Raw genomic sequence first — 15567 nt, 5'->3', positions numbered from 1 at the left:
TGAACCGACCGCTGCCCACTCGGGGCCAATGCCTACCGCCGCCCGGACCGCGCCTTGTTGGCGTTGTCCGAACGATGTACCAGTGTCCTGTGTGCGGGCTTGGCCCCTGCGGTAGACGAGAACGACATACCTACCGGTTCCCTTACGAAGCGGTCACGCACTCTCGACAGACCAATGTGAGAGGGGTCACCCTGTCATTCATCCACGCGGGGAGGCATGGATGGGCAGGAGCCGCAGAACACTTCCGGAAGAGCTTCTGCTGCTGGCACTGGACCCGGCCACGGGTACCACTGCGCAGCCGCAGTCGCTCGACCTTGGTCTGGCCGGAGCACAGCTAGTGGAGCTGGCGCTGGCCGGACGGATAGCCCCAGACGGGGATCGTATCGCCGTGGTGGCACCACGGCCGACCGGAGATCCAACTCTGGACTCCGCACTGGAGTTGCTGCGCAGGCGCGGCGCTCCCGTGCGGGCGGTCCATTGGATTGGCGGGCCCCGTCTCGGGCTCCGTCAGACCTACCTCTCGCATCTGGAGCGGTGCGGCATGGTGCATGCCGTACCGGGTCAGATGTGCGGGGTGCTGCCGACGACTCGCTACCAAGCGACGGAAACCGCCATCAGCCGGGAGATCAGGGCCCGGCTGGATTCCGCGATCCGTACCGGCGTACCGCCGGACCCGCGGACCGCGGCGCTCGCCGCTCTGGCGCACGCGGTCGGCCTCGGCAAGCACCTGTATCCGGGCAACGAGGGGCGCTCGTCCCGTTCCCGGCTGCGGGATCTGATCAGGCATGACCCCATGGGCGGCCTCGTGGCGCACGCCGTGATGGACGTCCAGAACGGTGCGGGGGCCCAGCCGCGCCGCGGCCCGGCCGCGCCCGGCCGGCAGCCGGGGCCGGGATCCCGGCCCGCGACGGAACCCGCACGCGGTGTTCCGATGCAGCCGCACCACGGTTCCATGGCACGCGCCGTGGCCCACTGAACCGCAACGCACAGCACGCACGGCACGCACACCGAGCACGGCACTGCACGGCACGCACAGCACACACCGCTCGAGTTGCACCACTCGTGTCGCACCAGTCGCACCCCAGTCCCTACGGGAGCCGCTGATCCGAGCGGGTTGGTGAGAACGTCCGGTCTCACCAACCCGCTCGGCCGTGCACCGGATCGCCTGAACTATCGCCTGAACTGACGCGTACGCGCTGCATATCCACCGTTTCCCAGCGGTGGTGCGCACCTTGGTGGCAGTCTGCTCAACAGCAGATACGCAAAGTCAGATGCATGGATACAGGCAGGCACGCAGCCGGAGGTGCACGTCCCGTGGCGTCCAATGTCAATCCCACCGTCAGGCGGCGCCGGCTCGGCCAGGAGCTGCGCAGGCTCCGGGAGCTCAAGGGCATGACGGCCGAGGAAGTGGCGGAACGACTGCTGGTGTCGCAGTCGAAGATCAGCCGCCTGGAGAACGGCCGGCGCAGCATCAGCCAGCGTGACGTCCGTGACCTGTGCGGGGTGTACGAGGTCGAGGACCAACGGGTCGTCGACTCCTTGATGGAGATGGCGCGTGACTCGCGCCAGCAGGGCTGGTGGCACGCGTTCGGCGACATCCCGTACAGCGTCTACATCGGTCTGGAGACCGACGCCGAGTCGCTGCGCGTGTACGAACCCCAGCTCGTCACCGGGCTGTTGCAGACGCGGGCGTACGCGGAGGCCCTCGTGCGCGGGGCGTTGCCCGAGACCTCGACGGGCGACATCGACAAGCGCGTCCAGGTGCGGATGCGGCGACAGGAACGTATCACCGCCCAGAACGCCCCGCTCCGGCTGTGGGTCGTGCTGGACGAGGCCGCGCTGCGCCGGGTGGTGGGCAGCAGGCTGGTGATGCGCGAGCAGCTGGAGCATCTGATCGAGATGTCGCAGCTGCCCCATGTCACCGTCCAGGTGCTGCCGTTCGAGGTGGGAGCGCATCCGGGGCTCAACGGCCAGTACGCGATCCTGGAGTTCGCGGACGCCGCCGACTCGAGCGTGGTCTACCTGGAGGGCGTCACCAGCGACCTGTACCTGGAGAAGACGCACGACGTGCAGAAGTACGCGGTGATGTACGAGCATCTGCGCGCTCAGTCCCTGAACGTGGAGCAGTCCCGCCAGTACATCTCGGATGTGGCCAAGGAGTACGCCCGTTGAGGGTGGGAGGGGCGTGACGGCAGAAGCGCGGGATCGTACACCGGCGTCTCGTTCAGGTGGAAGCCACGCCGGAATATGCCATCCACATGAGTGAACGACCGCTCCGTCAGGAGGAGTTGCCGAGTAGCGTCGATCACGCCAGCCGGTCGACAGGGCTGGCGCGAATCGCACGACAGCAACTCGTAACAGGAGTGGACATGGCACTGCTTCAGGGCGTCACGGAGACGTGGACGAAGTCCTCCTATTCCGCCGGGAACGGGGCATGCGTCGAGGTCAGGTCGCCCGCGACCGCGGAACTCGCCGTACGTGACTCCAAGGTCCCGGAGGGCCCGATCCTGGCCTTCCCCGCCGACGCGTGGAACACCTTCGTGACGTCGGTCAAGGCGTAGGGGTGCAGGCGCAGATCAAGGCGTTAGGAGGGCTTCCCTGACCCTCGACAACCACAACTGCACAGACAGCACCACCTCAAGAGCCCTCTCGTCCAGCCCGCCGTCCTTGCCGAGAGGGCTCGCCCCTTGTCACCGGACCATCAAGACCGCCCGGTGACAAGGATGTTGGGGCCTGTTCCCGAGGCGCTCGCTCCGGGTGGAGGTCAGCCCGCGAGCTGCGCCTCCACCGCCGTCACGACCTCCGCCGCCTCCGGCTCGGTCTGCGGCGAGAAGCGGGCGACGACGGTGCCGTCCCGGCCGATCAGGAACTTCTCGAAGTTCCAGCGGATGTCGCCGCTGTGGCCCTCGGCATCGACGAAGCCGACCAGACGCTCGTACAGCGCGTGCCGGCCCTCCCCGTTCACCTCGATCTTCTCGGTCAGCGGGAAGGTCACGCCGTACGTCGCGGAGCAGAACTCGGCGATCTCCTCGGCGCTCCCCGGCTCCTGCCCGAGGAACTGGTTGCACGGCACCCCGAGCACGGTGAAGCCCTGCGCGGCGTACCGCTCCTGCAGCCGCTCCAGGCCGCTGTACTGCGGCGTGAGCCCGCACTTGGAGGCCACGTTCACGACGAGGACCGCCTGGCCCGCGTACCGCGAGAGGTCCGCGGAACCGCCCTGGAGAGCATCGATCTCGACGTCGAGCACGGATCCGGTGTTGTCGCCGGTGTTGTCAGTAGTCGTCATGGGCGGATGCTAGCTCCGGTCGCCATCGGGAGCCTCGGCCGGTGCGGGCACGTTGCCTTCGGACCGGCCCGTGTCGGGTGCGGTCGGGCCCGCGTCCGGTATGGCCGGGACCGCGTCGGGTGCGGCCATACCGGCGCCGATCTTCTGGGCCGCCCGGTCGAAGTACCGCAGCATCTCCACCGGGAAGGGCATCACGAGGGTCGAGTTCTTCTCGGCCGCGACCTCCACCACCGTCTGCAGCAGACGCAGTTGCATGGCCTCGGGGGTGTCGGACATGATCCGGGACGCGTTGGCGAGCTGCTGCGCCGCCTGGAACTCGCCGTCCGCGGTGATGACCCGGGCACGCCGCTCGCGCTCCGCCTCGGCCTGCCGCGACATGGACCGCTTCAGGGACTCCGGCAGCTGTACGTCCTTGATCTCGACGCGGTCGATGTGGACGCCCCACTCGGCGGCCGGGCTGTCGATCATCAGCGCCAGTCCCTCGTGCAGCCGCTCCCGGTCGGTGAGCAGGTCGTCGAGGTCGCTCTTGCCGATGATGGACCGCAGCGAGGACTGGGCGACCTGCCCGACGGCGAAGATGTAGTCCTGGACCTCGATGGAGGCCCGTACGGGGTCGGTCACCCGGAAGTAGACGACGGCGTCGACCTTGACCGACACGTTGTCCTTGGTGATGCCCTCCTGGGTGGGCACCGGCATGGTCACCACCTGGACGTTCACCTTCCGCATGCGGTCGGCGAACGGGATCAGGAAGGTGATGCCCGGCTGCCGGTACCCCGGAAGCGCCTTGCCCCAGCGGAACACGACCCCGCGCTCGACCTGGTTGACCACCTTCATCCCGCTGCGCAGCACGAGCAGGGCGAGCGCGGCCACGACCACGACCGCGACGACGGTGCCTTCCATGGCACTCCATTCTCCGACGGATTCCGATCCATCCGCCCGGACCCAGATCCCCGATGGATCCGGACGGATGGATCGAATGGATCGGATGGATCTGATGGATTGAGACACCGATGAGGACTTCGTGCGCGGCCGTATGGATGCGATGCGGCGCGTCAGGGGTGTGTAAAGAAAATCTCCGGTCCGGCCGCGGTCACCGCCGTTCCTGCTCCACGTGCTCCTTGAAGTGCTCCAGATCGCTGCGGACCAGCCGTTCGATCGCGCTCGCCTGGGCGAACCCCTTCGGGCCGCCGAAGCTCTCCCGGACCGTGTCGGGGTCGTACTCGACCCGTATCTGGACCCGTGTGTGGTCCTCGTCGATCGGCTGCAGCGAGAAGGAGCCGGACAGCTCGGGGGCGGCCGTCGTACGCCACTCCATCACGCGTTCCTCCACGTGATCCTTCACGCGTCCCATCAGGCGGTCGGAGACCTCGGCCTCGAGTTCGCGGTCGCGGCCGCCGGCGCTGACGTCCAGATGTGCGCGTCCGTCGTCCTCGGTCCGGGCGTCGCGTATCCCGTCCACGAAGCGCGGATAGCGCTCCATCCGGTGCAGGCTGTCCCAGGCCTCGTCGATCGACACCTCGACGTCGACGTGCTCTTCGAGGGTGCTCATGGCTCACCTCCACGTTCGGCTCATGGCGCATGGCCCTCTGTCGCCAGTGTGCGCCCGGTATCAACCGGAATGTGAAGTCGGAAGCCGTTGTTGTCACGTAAGTGAGCGATGCATCCCGTCCCGCCGAGACCGCTCTCCCGCCCGTCGACCAGGACGCCATCCGCGACCGGCTGGCGGCCGAGCGCGCCGCCACGCACGCGCAGATCGCCGCACTGGGCCGCGATTTCGACGCGATCGTCGAGGCGAGGGCCCTGGTGGCGGTGGACGACGAACACGACCCCGAGGGCTCGAGCACCGCCTTCGAGCGGGCCCATGTCGCCTCCCTACGGGCCCAGGCGCGCGAGCACCTGGACGCCCTGGACGAGGCGCTGCGACGGCTGGAGCAGGGCGACTACGGCCGCTGCGAGCACTGCGGTCGACCGATCCCGGCGGAACGTCTGGAGATCCGCCCGGCCGCGACTACCTGCGTCCAGTGCGCCGGGATCCGCCGCCGCTGACGTGGGCGGCTGCTCTCAGCCGAGGTGGGCGGCTGCTCTCGTACGAGTCTGTCTGATGCGACTCTCACGCGACGTACGAGACGGCCAGGACGGCGACCGCGAAGGAGAGCATCCCCAGGCAGTTCAGCCAGAACTCCTGCCGGAGGAACCGCGCCCGGATGTGGGCGTAGACGGCGCACAGGAAGTAGGCGACGACCCCGATGTTCGCCGCGAGGCCGATCCCGTCGTACGTCAGTCCGGCGACCAGGCCTGCCGCGGCGAGCAGCTTGACGACGATGAGTATCCACCACCATTCGCGAGGCAGGCCCACCCCGTCGAGGCAGCCCCGGATGAAGGCCGGTGGGCGGATCGACAGCAGTGCGTCACCGAGCAGGGTGAGGGCGAGCAGTGCCGTGGGCCACCACAGATTCGGGGCGTGGAACATCAATCCTCCGGTCGGTTCACGATGAGGCTGACGACGTCGCGAAGCTGCTCGCGCCCTACGTCATCGGGAAGTGCCCCGTTCGACATCGTCATGAGGATGCCGAGGTAGGCGAAGTAGATCGATCGGGCTGCCCTGCCCGCATGCTCCTCGTCGTACCCCACGCTCGGGAGAGCACCTGCTGGATCTCGCCGATCAGGGTCAGCCCGAGGTTCTGGAAGATCGCGGAGTCGTGCCGGCCGCGCACGATGGTCGACGCGTATTCGCGCGACAGCTCGCGATCGAGCGCGAAGTAGTCGACGAACGGCTGGACCAGCGCGATGACGTCGTCGACCGGCGGCTGCCGACGGCTGTTCGGCGGATGGCCGAGTTCGGTCGCGTTCTCGGTGCACGGCATCGACCCAGCCGTCGAAGATCGCCACGAGCAGCCCCTGCTTGTCACCCACCGCCATCACGCTGCCCGGGCTGAGCCCGGCCTCGGCGGCGATCTGCCGGACGGTCGTCGCGTCGAAGACCTGCTCGCGGAACAGCCGTTCCGCGGCCGCGAGCACCTTCCCCCGCGAGAGCTCTCGCCGTTCAGCCCGAGACTGAACACGTTCACTGAACATGTTCAGGAACCCAGCGTGGACTGGACGGGACCGCAACGGTTCGACGAGTGGGCGCAGACAGGGGCTTGTGGCGCGGCGAGCAGGACACCGGGTCATCCGGGGACGCGTGGCCCGTGCCGCGCGCCCGCTGCGGCGGCTGGTGAAAATCGCGTGCCGGTTGGCGGAGCACGGTGATAGACAGCCGACGTGGACGAGACTCTGGAGTTCCCCGTTCTGCTGCGGCTGATCGACGAACGGTCGACCGCCTTCCGCGCCGCGGTCGCCTCCGCGCCCAGCCTCGACGTGCGGGTGCCGACCTGCCCCGAGTGGACGTTGTTCGATCTGGCGCAGCACCTGGGCGAAGGGCGCCGCTCCTGGGCCGCCACCATCACCGCAGGGCCCGCCGCCCCGGCCAAGTCCGCATCGGAGGGCCCGGCTGCGCCCTGGGAGCGCGAGGCCCTGCTGGCCTGGTCGGCCGCATCGACGCAGCAGCTGCTGGACGCACTGCGGGAGGCCGGCCCGGATCGCGGTTGCTGGACGTGGTGGGGTGCGTCGCAGTCGCCGCAGACCTGCGGTGCCGTCGCCCGACACCAGCTGCAGGAGATCGCGGTGCACACCTACGACGCTCAGGTCACCCTGGGCGCCCCGCAGCCGCTGCCGGACGAGGCGGCACTCGACGGTGTCGACGAGTTTCTGTCCACCTGCTGCGCAACGACGGAGCCCTGGCCGCACGAGCCCGCTGCCGTCGACTTCCACGCCATAGAGGGCCGCTCGTGGCGCCTCTCGCTCTCCGCCGACGGCGCGCGGGCCAGCCGTCTCCCCGCGCCCGGCACCATGCCCGCCACCGCCACCGCCACCGCCACCGCCGCCGGCGAGGGCCCGGGCCCGGCCGACGCCTCCGCCCGAGGCACGGCCAGTGAGCTGGTCCTGGTCCTGTACGGCCGTATTCCGGTGGACTCCCTGAAAGTCGACGGCGACCGACGCCTCTTCGACCTGCTCCAGGCCTGGGAGCCGGAGGAGTAGGACGCGACGAGGGGCTGGCGGGGCCCGGCCGCACCGGAGTGCCCGGTCCGGCCGGGCCCAACGGCGAGCGGCTGCCACGAGCTTTCGGCCTTTGGCCGTGCCGGTGTCTCAGGGAGTCGCTTACTGGCTCCGCCGGCCAAGAACGCAGAACTCGTTACCTTCGGGGTCTGCCATGACAACCCACGATTGATCGCCCTGACCGATATCAACTCGCTGTGCGCCAAGTGCCTCGAGGCGAGCCACCTCGGCGTCCTGATCATCTGGAACGAAGTCGAGATGCAGTCGGCTCTTGCCCTTCTTGGGCTCATCAAGGAGGACGAACTCCAACCCCGGCAGGCGATCCGGCTCCGGGCGGATCGCGAACTCCACATCGGAGGTGTGGACCACAACCCAACCAAGAGCCTCGGCCCACCATTGCCCGAGGGCCTCCGGATCTGCCGAATGAACAATCACATGTTGCCATTTCAAGGTCACCGGCCGAGCTTAGACCTGCCAGGGCTTGGACAACACGCACTTTTCCGTGTGGCCCTGGCCGGCCGGCCAGGGCTTGTTTTGGACCATGGGCGGCGTCCGTCGTCGTAGCCGTACCGGCTGTGAACCACGTCGTCCGTGCCTCGCGGTGAGGTGCTCCCTCCCCGGGTACGAAGACCGCGGGAGCCTATCGAACCTCAGTGCTGGACACGATGGACGTCTACACATACGTCGGGCACAACACCCAGCGTGAGGCGATCAGTCACATGGACCGGCTGCTCAAACGCCGCCTGCCTGACGCATGAACCGATTCAGACTCGATGCTGCAAAGCTTGAGAGTGGAAGCGGCTGGAAAGTGCAGCCGTTCACTGAACCACTCGCAGCCCCGACCGGTGAACGGCAAGCAATTTCACCTCAGTTGAGCAACTGAGTTGTGTGCGGGGCCACCGTGAGGCAATTATCTTCCATGGCAGACAACTCAGGTGCTGTAGAAGCTGAAGGCCACTATGACGTCAGGAAAGGAGCGGCAGCCTACGCCCCGATCGTGGGAGCGTTCGGAGCCCTTGCAGTTCCTACTGTCACGGTGCTTTTCACCAGCGCCCATCATGGCAAGGGAATCTTGGTCACGCTGGCAACGGGGTTACTGGTAGTCGCGATCATCGCCAGCCTCACCGGGTCGATCGGCTTGGCGGCGATCGGAGCCGAGCAGGACGAGACCGCCAACCTCCCGCCGGCGGTGATGTGTATAGCGGTGGCTGTCGTGGTGTCCATCGTTTCCGTCCTCGCCGCCTTCGAAGTCTTGGCGGCGCTCTACCTGCCGACGGCGCGGACACTGTTCTCGCTCATCACCGGGGTGGGAGGGTTAGCCGGCGGCTACTTCACATCCTTCGCGATAGGCGACAGTTACCGCACGGGCCCCCGTGATCCGCAGGTGCGTCCTGGCTGGCTGAAGAAGCAGTGGATCCAAGATCAGGAATATGCGTATAGACAGGCGCAGTTCATCGCCTCTGTCGGAGCGATCCCCATCCTGGTCGCAATGGCTGCGCGAGCCTTCATCGGACACTTCACGCCGACGGCCGCAAGCGTCAACACGTTGGTCGGCGTTGGGCTCCTGCTCGCCATGGTGGGAGTTTTCCTGGGCGTCCAACGCACGGCCCACGCGTTCTCGAATGAAGATCAAAAAAGTGTCAGGCGTTCTGAGGCTTACGGCACGACCGCGGCCGTCACTCTTTACACAGTCGCCCTGATCGTTCTCTTGCCGTAAGTGATCAGGGTGGCGTGCAAGACCCTGCGCCAGTCGCTGGAACTGCAGCGGTAGCCGGGGACGAGGGCGGAGTCGATTGCCGTCAAACGTCGCCGTCAAAGGCCCCGGACCATGATCGGTCCGGGGCCTTTTGTCTGGTGCATGAGGCGCGCTTCTCGCCTGCTAATCCGGGACCGGTTTCACGGAGTAGTGAGGACCGGGGCGCTGACCACCTTCGCGCAAAGGGCGTAGACCTGAAGGGTTCCCGGGCTGGAGGGGTCCGAGTTCGTCGCGAAGGCCCACCAGCTTTCGCCGCCGATCGGTGCACTCGCGCCGAGCTGGTACCTGTCGGCGTAGGAGTTGCCGGCGGTCACGATGGCTCCGCCGCCCGTTCGGGTTTCGCCGGCCGGGCACTGGGCCGCGGCTGCGGCCCTGCCGGGGAATCCGCCGGAGGCCGCGGGAATCGTCACCGGCTCGCTCTGCACGACGCGCACCACATCGTCGGCTTCCGCCAGGCTGGCTGTCCCAACCACCATCGCCACGGCCGCGGCCGCTACGAGAGATCTCTTAAGCACGGGGGCTCTGCTTTCGCTCAGATTCGAGGGAGAGACATCGCATTTGCTGCGATTCGCAAAACTTCTACCTCAGCAGCACAACGGATCTACGGACAGCCCTTCGAGACATGCTCCCGTAGGGGAAAGGTTCACCCCGACAGCGGTACCCGCGCCCTCACGGGTGGGAAGCCACCCCAATCTTCCGGACACCGTCCCAAACTTGAAGTCGTACGCGCAGGCTGGAAGTTCAACGCCCTGGCGGTGGGGAGTGGCAGGAAGCGCACCGGTCGGGACACCCGGCGCGAGGTCATGAGCCACATGGGCCGGCTGCCGCGGAGGCGTCGCGGTCGTCAGTGACGGCGTCCGTCGATGGCAGAAGTAGATGTCAAAGGCCCCGGACCATGATCGGTCCGGGGTCTTTCGCCCGGTGCCCCCGGCAGGATTCGAACCTGCGACACCCGCTTTAGGAGTTCGTTCTCCACCCGGTCGGGCTAGGGTCCGCCTCGTGCGTCGGTGCCGCGCGCGGCTGCTGGTTGTCGCCGCCGTCCACTGTCGTTGATGTCACTCGTGGATGTCACCCGCGTCCGTTGAGGGCGTCCGCGAGGTCCTGGGCCTGATGCGGTGCGATGCCGAGGGCGAGCGGTATCTGGCGGGGGCTGTAGGACGACGAGCACACGGCGACAGGACTGTCAGCAGTCACGGTCCAGTGGGGTTCGCTATCGGACTCCTGCTCGCCGACCAGTACGGTAGCCAACTCGTCTGCTGCCTCGGAACGTATGCCGCAGTGGGCCAGCGCTTGCGCCACCATGTGACGCGCCTCGCGGGGCATCTCGGCGTCGCCGAGCATCGGAAGCAGGAGCAGAAGGCGTTGTGAGCTGTCGGTCAAACCTTCACTGCTGTTCTGTGCGGCCTCGGCGAGTGTGGCGAGCTCCGTCCATGCCAGGCCGGGTCCGGCCTCATCGGCGCCGCACTGACCGAGGTAACCGAGTCGTCCCCACTCGTGGTGGCGTACGAAGAAGTCGACGTTGTTCGCGTCGTCGAAGTTGGCGTACACGACGTAAGCGGTATGGCCGCCCTGGAAGGGGACACGCAGCACCGGCCAGGGCTCCTCAGGGTTGCTGAGGCGCTCCACCATCTCTTCGTAGACCGACGCGTCCACCCCGTAGCGCTCTGGATCCGGATCTCCCACGGTCAACATGAGATGTGCGAGCCAGAAGGCGGGCTCGCGTGCGAGATCCTCGCCTGCTATCAGCTCGCAGCCCTCCAGATATTCGGGGATGTGCACCGTGAGAGCCATGCGCGGAGCGTACTCGCCGGCATAGCTTCCCCATCCTCGAGTGCCCGGGGACTGTCCCCGCCTGCCCTGGGCCGGACGGGTGCATCCCCGCTTTCCAAGTCTCTTGGTGGTCCAGCGGGCCTGATGGGACGTTCACCTGGGTTCATGTTCGGTCGCCCGTTCAACGAGAACCGACGGTCGAACCCTCCTGAACGGCGGCGTCCGTCGCTGAATGAGACGGAAACTGAGACGGACTAGCCCGGGCCTTCGGGCGCCGGTACACCGAGCACCTCGTCCGCCGGCATCAGTAGTCAAAATTCTGAAACCGCAGGCCGGTGATCTGCGGCTCCGTCATTGGTCAACCTTCTGACCAACGGCGGAGCAGTCGACGTTTGTCAGCGTTGGTTGTCGCTGAGCAGCCCGGCACGGCCCGCAGCCTCCCCGAACGGGGACTGCGGGTCGGGGAGGGCGGGCCTCAGGCGGGAATGAGGCCGTGGGGGTCGATGATGAACTTCTCGGCCACTCCCGTGTCGAAGGTCGCGTAGGCGTCGGGGGCGTCGTCGAGGCTGATCACCTTCGTGTTGAGCATGGCGCTCAAGTAGGGCATGCGGTCCCACAGGATCGCCATCATCAGCTCGCGGTTGTAGTGCATGATCGGTGCCTGCCCGGCGGAGATCCGCGGCGACTTGATCCAGGCCTTGCCGAAGTCGATCGGGTACGTTCCCTCTTGCTCGGCCTTCGACTTCGCGAGCGGGTCGGGGCCGTAGACGCCGATGACTCCGGTGGCTCCGCCCGCGCGGGTGGCGTCGATCACCTGGTTGATGGCGTAGGCCGGGTCCATGTCCTCGGCCTCGCGGCCGATGCCGTGTGCCTCGGTGCCGACGTAGTCGACTGCGCAGTCGACCATGGGTTCGCCCAGGATGGCCTCGATCTGGTCGGTCAGCGCTGCGTCCTGGCTCAGGTCGATCGTCTCGCAGCCGTTCTTCTTCACCAGCTCCAGGCGGTCCTTGTTGTAGTCGCCGACGATGATGCAGGACGCCCCGAGGAGGCGCGCCGCTGCTGCGCCGCAGCGGCCGACCGGGCCGGCGCCGGCGATGTACACGGTCGAGCCCGGCTTGGCACCGGCCTCCATGAGACCGTGGAACGCGGTGGGCAGGATGTCCGAGAGCAGCGCCAGGTCACGGATCTTCGCCATGGCCTGGTCCCTGTCCGGGAAGCGCAGGAGCTGGAAGTCGGCGTACGGGACGAACAGGTACTCGGCCTGGCCGCCGGCCCAGTCGCCCAGGTTGAAGCCGTACGCTCCGCAGGCCACCTTGGGGTTCGTGGTCTCGCAGACGTCGGTCCGGCGCGCCCTGCAGTTGCGGCATCGGCCGCAGGCGACGTTGAACGGGACGGAGACGAGGTCGCCCTCACTGAGGAACTCGACGTCGGGGCCGACCTCGATGACCTCCCCGGTCATCTCGTGCCCCATCACCATGCCTTGGGGCACCGGGAAGGACCCGCGGTAGATGTGCAGGTCGCTACCGCAGATGTTGGTGGCGACGAGTCTGAGGATGACGCCATGCGGGGCCTTTTTCCCGTTCGGCATCTGAAGCTTCGGGAAGTCGAGGGACTCAACGCGCATGTCTCTCGGGTTCTGGAAGACGACGGCGCGGTTGCTGCTTGCCATGACGATCTCCTCTGCTGATCGAGGGCGACTCGGCCGTGGAAGTGCCGGCAGTCATTTCGGTGGCTTTGCGACCTCGGCTTTCCCAACGTAGGGCTGCCACCCAACGTATGCACGCCGGAATCGGACCCTCTATGCCCGCGTGCCATCGCACTAACGCTGCGTGCCACGCTCCCGGCCAAGCACGTCATCTCCATCCGGGCAGGTCCGCGCGTTGTTAGCTTTGAGGGATGACCGATGCAGCAGCGCCCGCGCCCCAGGAGCCCTCGCCCGTCCAGGCCGACGTCCGGGTGATGGGAGCTCTCCGCGCACGCCACTACGGTCCCGCAGTCGGGAACGGCGCCCCCTCCATCCCGGTGCCGGCCGATCCCCCGCCGGAGGCACCGCCTTGACCGCGGCCTGCCCTATGCGGTGATCGACTCATGGCCATCGGCCCTATCCACCTGTGGGCGCGCGGAGGCGCAGCCGGGGCTTGACTGGACTGCGGCTCCGTCTCCGGCTCGCTCCGGGGCAGGAGCCCGCCGACGTCGCCGCCTCGGCCGAACGGCTGCGGCACGCCTGGGGCGTTCACGCCGTGTACGTCTCGACCGTCAAGCCGGGCGTGGTTGAGCTGCGGCTGGTCGGCTTCGACGTGCTGAGGCGGGTGCGGATGCCTCGCAAGGTCGCCGAGGGCTTCCTGAAAGTGCCGGTCGCGCTGCGGGAGGACGCCACTCCCTTCATACGCGACTACCGCACCATCCCGCACCAACTCACCCTCGGTGCCACGCTGTCCGGCAAGTCCATGTACCTGCGCCACCTGATCGCCGGACTCGCCCCTCAGCCGGTCGCCCTGGTCGGCATCGACTGCAAGCGGGGCGTGGAGCTGGCACCCTTCGCCTCCCGGCTGTCGGCGCTGGCCACGGATCCGGAGCAGGCGGCCGAGCTGCTGCCCGTCCTGGTCAAGGAAATGGAGGACCGCTACGACCTGATCAAGGGCCGCCAGGGCATCGCTCCGGACACCCCCGACGAGGAGATCACCTCCGACATCTGGGGCCTGCCTGAACACGAACGTCCTGTCCCCATCGTGCTGTTCGTCGACGAGGTGGCCGAACTCTTCCTCGTCGCCACGCGCAAGGACGAGGAACGCCGCGACGAGATGGTCACCCAGCTCATCCGCCTCGCCCAGCTCGGCCGCGCCGCCGGCATCTACCTGGAGGTCTGCGGCCAGCGCTTCGGCGCCGAACTCGGCAAAGGCGCGACCATGCTCCGGGCCCAGCTCACCGGCCGTGTCTGCCACCGTGTCAACGACGAAGCCTCCGCCAAGATGGCGCTCGGCGACATCGCCCCCGAAGCGGTCTCCGCCGCCTGCGCCATCGCCCCGGAACAGCCCGGCCTTGCCGTGGCCGGTGACACCTCCGGCGGCTGGTCCCGCATCCGCACGCCGTACCTCTCCCTCGGTGACGCCGCCGAGATCTGCCGCGAGTCGGCGCACCTGGTCCCCGAGCTGCCCTCGCTCAAGCCCTTCCGTCCCGACGTGCCTGCACGACCGGTCGAGGCACCCGTCTCCGTCGTGAAGCCGCACCCCGTGACCGACTGATCTTTCCCCGCAACCCGGTTGGCGTGACCGCCTCGCGCCACGCCCCTACCCCTCCCATGCCCGAATCCGGAAGGAGCCGCATCATGCGCGCCCACCTGGCCCGCGTCGACGCGGTACTCGTCCAAGCGGTCATCGCCGCCGCGCTGTCCTTCGCCCACCTGCACGACATCGCCTCTGCGGCCGGACAGGACGGCTGGAAAGCCTGGGCCTACCCGATCAGCGTCGACCTGCTGCTCGTCGCCGCCTGGCGTCGACTGCGCTCCGGTACCGACAAGGCAGCCGGGTGGTGCTGGTTCGTCATCGCACTCACCGCATCTCTCGGCGCCAACGTCGCCACCGCCGGACTCCTCGACATCCACCAGGTGCCGGCATGGCTGCGCATCCTCGTCGCGGGCTGGCCCGCGGTCGCCTTCCTCGGCGGAACGCTCCTGGCCCACACAGCGCCGAAGCCGCACGCAGACAGCGCCGTCGAGGTCATCGAGGACCAGGAGGACGCGCCCGAACCTTCACCCCCGGCGCCTGCACAACCCGCCATCAAGGCCCCGCCCGAACGCCCCGCTGTTCCCGTCCCGGCCGCCCTGGTCGACCACGCCCGCAAGGTCGCCGCCGAACACCACACCCGCACCGGCGCCCCCATCGACACCCCAACTCTCCGCGCTCGCCTGGGCGTTCCCGCGCCCATGGCCGAGGCGATCGTCACCCGCCTCTGAGAGGAGAACCGCGTGACCGCGAACCGACGCTTCCGAGACGTCACCCGCATCGGCCCCGTTCAGATCGGCACCGCCTACGACAACCGGGGCCAGGAGAAGCACACCGCCGCCTGCACCGCCCCGCGCTGCGGCTTCTCCGCCGACTACGACAGCCGCGCCGCCGCCGAGCTGGCTGCCCGCACACACCGTTGCCCCGTCCGCTGAAAGGACCCGCACACCGTGACTGTCAGCCTGCCGCTCGTCGTCGTCCTCGGCTTCTTCGCCTGGGGAGCGGTCAAGTTCCTCGGCGTCCGGACATGGATCGTCGTCCTGATCGCCCTCTTCGGCTTCTGGCTCTCCCACACCTTCATGGCCCCGGCCATCGAATCCGGCACGCGTTCCGGCGTGGGCGTCATAAACGGCTCACACAACTAGACGAGTAGATGAGAGAGGGTTCGCCGTGTTCCTGCCCAAGTACCCCGACAACCCCACCCCGCCGCCCGCGCACACCCACACCCCGACCGACCAGGCGCCCGTACGGCGCCCGCTCCCGTCGATCTCCATCGACAAAAAAGCCGTCGTGACCGTGCTCGTCGGCGGCGTAGTCCTCACCTCGCTCCTGGCAACCGTCGCCGTCACGGCCATCTCCGTCGCCATCGCCGCCCTGGTCCTGCGCTCCCTGTTCCGCGAACAGACCCGGCGCTGACACGGCACCTGACCTCCGGGGCG

At 67.9% G+C, this 15567-nt stretch carries 20 protein-coding genes and 1 pseudogene; 11 read left to right on the top strand and 10 right to left on the bottom strand.

Going from position 1 to position 15567, the window contains the following annotated elements; all coding sequences use genetic code 11:
* The first annotated feature begins 220 nt into the window (after window positions 1–220).
* The 3 genes from ABZ910_RS17100 (at window position 221) to ABZ910_RS17090 (ending at window position 2561) form a co-directional block, all read left to right on the top strand.
* On the top strand, window positions 221–976 hold the full coding sequence (locus ABZ910_RS17100) for a GPP34 family phosphoprotein (protein WP_361365018.1): 756 nt from the start codon (window positions 221–223) through the stop codon (window positions 974–976).
* 338 nt (window positions 977–1314) lie between these two features.
* Window positions 1315–2172, top strand: coding sequence for a helix-turn-helix transcriptional regulator (locus ABZ910_RS17095; protein ID WP_361365016.1), 858 nt, complete (start codon window positions 1315–1317; stop codon window positions 2170–2172).
* 197 nt (window positions 2173–2369) lie between these two features.
* Window positions 2370–2561 carry a DUF397 domain-containing protein gene (locus ABZ910_RS17090; protein ID WP_361365013.1) on the top strand — a complete coding sequence of 64 codons (192 nt, stop codon included), beginning with the start codon at window positions 2370–2372 and terminating at the stop codon, window positions 2559–2561.
* A 203-nt stretch (window positions 2562–2764) separates the two neighbouring features.
* Here ABZ910_RS17090 and ABZ910_RS17085 read toward each other — a convergent pair whose 3' ends face one another.
* From ABZ910_RS17085 to ABZ910_RS17075, 3 genes are all read right to left on the bottom strand, one after another.
* Window positions 2765–3286: a glutathione peroxidase gene (locus ABZ910_RS17085; protein ID WP_361365011.1), complete on the bottom strand. Its 522-nt coding sequence runs from the start codon at window positions 3284–3286 to the stop codon at window positions 2765–2767.
* Window positions 3287–3295: 9 nt separating this feature from the next.
* Window positions 3296–4186, bottom strand: a complete 891-nt coding sequence (locus ABZ910_RS17080) for a slipin family protein (RefSeq protein WP_361365008.1) — start codon at window positions 4184–4186, stop codon at window positions 3296–3298.
* Between the two features lie 190 nt (window positions 4187–4376).
* Window positions 4377–4835: an SRPBCC family protein gene (locus ABZ910_RS17075; protein WP_361365006.1), complete on the bottom strand. Its 459-nt coding sequence runs from the start codon at window positions 4833–4835 to the stop codon at window positions 4377–4379.
* A gap of 101 nt (window positions 4836–4936) precedes the next feature.
* On the opposite strand from ABZ910_RS17075, the gene ABZ910_RS17070 reads away from it, so the two are divergent.
* Entirely contained in the window at window positions 4937–5332 is a 396-nt protein-coding gene (locus tag ABZ910_RS17070; RefSeq protein WP_361365003.1) for a TraR/DksA C4-type zinc finger protein, read from the top strand.
* Window positions 5333–5396: 64 nt separating this feature from the next.
* On the opposite strand, the gene ABZ910_RS17065 is transcribed toward ABZ910_RS17070, so the two are convergent.
* The 3 genes and pseudogenes from ABZ910_RS17065 to ABZ910_RS17055 form a co-directional block, all read right to left on the bottom strand.
* The gene (locus ABZ910_RS17065; RefSeq protein ID WP_361365000.1) at window positions 5397–5756 is read right to left on the bottom strand and encodes a DoxX family protein; all 360 of its coding nucleotides are present in this window, start codon (window positions 5754–5756) and stop codon (window positions 5397–5399) included.
* An 88-nt stretch (window positions 5757–5844) separates the two neighbouring features.
* Window positions 5845–6150, bottom strand: coding sequence for a hypothetical protein (locus tag ABZ910_RS17060; protein WP_361365342.1), 306 nt, complete (start codon window positions 6148–6150; stop codon window positions 5845–5847).
* Window positions 6151–6217: 67 nt separating this feature from the next.
* Window positions 6218–6361 (bottom strand): annotated as a pseudogene (locus tag ABZ910_RS17055) (TetR family transcriptional regulator); the annotation flags it as partial.
* A gap of 186 nt (window positions 6362–6547) precedes the next feature.
* Between ABZ910_RS17055 and ABZ910_RS17050 the strand changes: the two are divergent.
* Window positions 6548–7363, top strand: coding sequence for a maleylpyruvate isomerase family mycothiol-dependent enzyme (locus tag ABZ910_RS17050; protein ID WP_361364997.1), 816 nt, complete (start codon window positions 6548–6550; stop codon window positions 7361–7363).
* A gap of 120 nt (window positions 7364–7483) precedes the next feature.
* Here the strand turns inward: ABZ910_RS17050 and ABZ910_RS17045 are convergent, their stop codons facing one another.
* Window positions 7484–7837 carry a VOC family protein gene (locus ABZ910_RS17045; RefSeq protein WP_361364994.1) on the bottom strand — a complete coding sequence of 118 codons (354 nt, stop codon included), beginning with the start codon at window positions 7835–7837 and terminating at the stop codon, window positions 7484–7486.
* A gap of 463 nt (window positions 7838–8300) precedes the next feature.
* Between ABZ910_RS17045 and ABZ910_RS17040 the strand changes: the two genes are divergently transcribed.
* Window positions 8301–9098, top strand: coding sequence for a hypothetical protein (locus ABZ910_RS17040; protein ID WP_361364992.1), 798 nt, complete (start codon window positions 8301–8303; stop codon window positions 9096–9098).
* Between the two features lie 179 nt (window positions 9099–9277).
* Here the strand turns inward: ABZ910_RS17040 and ABZ910_RS17035 are convergent, their stop codons facing one another.
* From ABZ910_RS17035 to ABZ910_RS17025, 3 genes are all read right to left on the bottom strand, one after another.
* Window positions 9278–9619: a hypothetical protein gene (locus tag ABZ910_RS17035; protein ID WP_361364990.1), complete on the bottom strand. Its 342-nt coding sequence runs from the start codon at window positions 9617–9619 to the stop codon at window positions 9278–9280.
* Window positions 9620–10205: 586 nt separating this feature from the next.
* Entirely contained in the window at window positions 10206–10928 is a 723-nt protein-coding gene (locus tag ABZ910_RS17030) for a hypothetical protein (protein WP_361364988.1), read from the bottom strand.
* Between the two features lie 454 nt (window positions 10929–11382).
* Window positions 11383–12576, bottom strand: coding sequence for an alcohol dehydrogenase catalytic domain-containing protein (locus ABZ910_RS17025; protein ID WP_361364985.1), 1194 nt, complete (start codon window positions 12574–12576; stop codon window positions 11383–11385).
* A gap of 469 nt (window positions 12577–13045) precedes the next feature.
* Between ABZ910_RS17025 and ABZ910_RS17020 the strand changes: the two genes are divergently transcribed.
* The 5 genes from ABZ910_RS17020 to ABZ910_RS17000 all read left to right on the top strand — a co-directional run bounded on the left by ABZ910_RS17020 (window position 13046) and on the right by ABZ910_RS17000 (window position 15544).
* Entirely contained in the window at window positions 13046–14149 is a 1104-nt protein-coding gene (locus tag ABZ910_RS17020) for an FtsK/SpoIIIE domain-containing protein (protein WP_361364982.1), read from the top strand.
* Between the two features lie 83 nt (window positions 14150–14232).
* A complete protein-coding gene (locus ABZ910_RS17015) occupies window positions 14233–14859 on the top strand; it encodes a DUF2637 domain-containing protein (RefSeq protein WP_361364979.1) in 627 nt (208 codons plus the stop codon).
* Between the two features lie 12 nt (window positions 14860–14871).
* A complete protein-coding gene (locus tag ABZ910_RS17010; protein ID WP_361364977.1) occupies window positions 14872–15063 on the top strand; it encodes a mobile element transfer protein in 192 nt (63 codons plus the stop codon).
* A 15-nt stretch (window positions 15064–15078) separates the two neighbouring features.
* Window positions 15079–15273 (top strand): hypothetical protein, encoded by a 195-nt coding sequence (locus ABZ910_RS17005; RefSeq protein ID WP_361364974.1) that lies wholly within the window; start codon window positions 15079–15081, stop codon window positions 15271–15273.
* Window positions 15274–15298: 25 nt separating this feature from the next.
* Window positions 15299–15544 carry a SpdD protein gene (locus tag ABZ910_RS17000; protein ID WP_361364971.1) on the top strand — a complete coding sequence of 82 codons (246 nt, stop codon included), beginning with the start codon at window positions 15299–15301 and terminating at the stop codon, window positions 15542–15544.
* Window positions 15545–15567 lie beyond the last annotated feature (23 nt).

It is taken from the genome of Streptomyces sp. NPDC046805 (assembly GCF_040645355.1).
Taxonomy (GTDB): Bacteria; Actinomycetota; Actinomycetes; order Streptomycetales; family Streptomycetaceae; genus Streptomyces.
This window is presented reverse-complemented; position numbering and strand designations above follow the sequence as displayed.

Coding starts and splice junctions, on each gene's coding strand:
- ABZ910_RS17030 (WP_361364988.1), bottom strand. CDS start 10,928: ATGGCTCTCACGGTGCACATCCCCGAATATCTGGAGGGCTGCGAGCTG.
- ABZ910_RS17040 (WP_361364992.1), top strand. CDS start 8,301: ATGGCAGACAACTCAGGTGCTGTAGAAGCTGAAGGCCACTATGACGTC.
- ABZ910_RS17080 (WP_361365008.1), bottom strand. CDS start 4,186: ATGGAAGGCACCGTCGTCGCGGTCGTGGTCGTGGCCGCGCTCGCCCTG.
- ABZ910_RS17015 (WP_361364979.1), top strand. CDS start 14,233: ATGCGCGCCCACCTGGCCCGCGTCGACGCGGTACTCGTCCAAGCGGTC.
- ABZ910_RS17090 (WP_361365013.1), top strand. CDS start 2,370: ATGGCACTGCTTCAGGGCGTCACGGAGACGTGGACGAAGTCCTCCTAT.
- ABZ910_RS17065 (WP_361365000.1), bottom strand. CDS start 5,756: ATGTTCCACGCCCCGAATCTGTGGTGGCCCACGGCACTGCTCGCCCTC.
- ABZ910_RS17075 (WP_361365006.1), bottom strand. CDS start 4,835: ATGAGCACCCTCGAAGAGCACGTCGACGTCGAGGTGTCGATCGACGAG.
- ABZ910_RS17025 (WP_361364985.1), bottom strand. CDS start 12,576: ATGGCAAGCAGCAACCGCGCCGTCGTCTTCCAGAACCCGAGAGACATG.
- ABZ910_RS17085 (WP_361365011.1), bottom strand. CDS start 3,286: ATGACGACTACTGACAACACCGGCGACAACACCGGATCCGTGCTCGAC.
- ABZ910_RS17100 (WP_361365018.1), top strand. CDS start 221: ATGGGCAGGAGCCGCAGAACACTTCCGGAAGAGCTTCTGCTGCTGGCA.
- ABZ910_RS17060 (WP_361365342.1), bottom strand. CDS start 6,150: ATGCCGTGCACCGAGAACGCGACCGAACTCGGCCATCCGCCGAACAGC.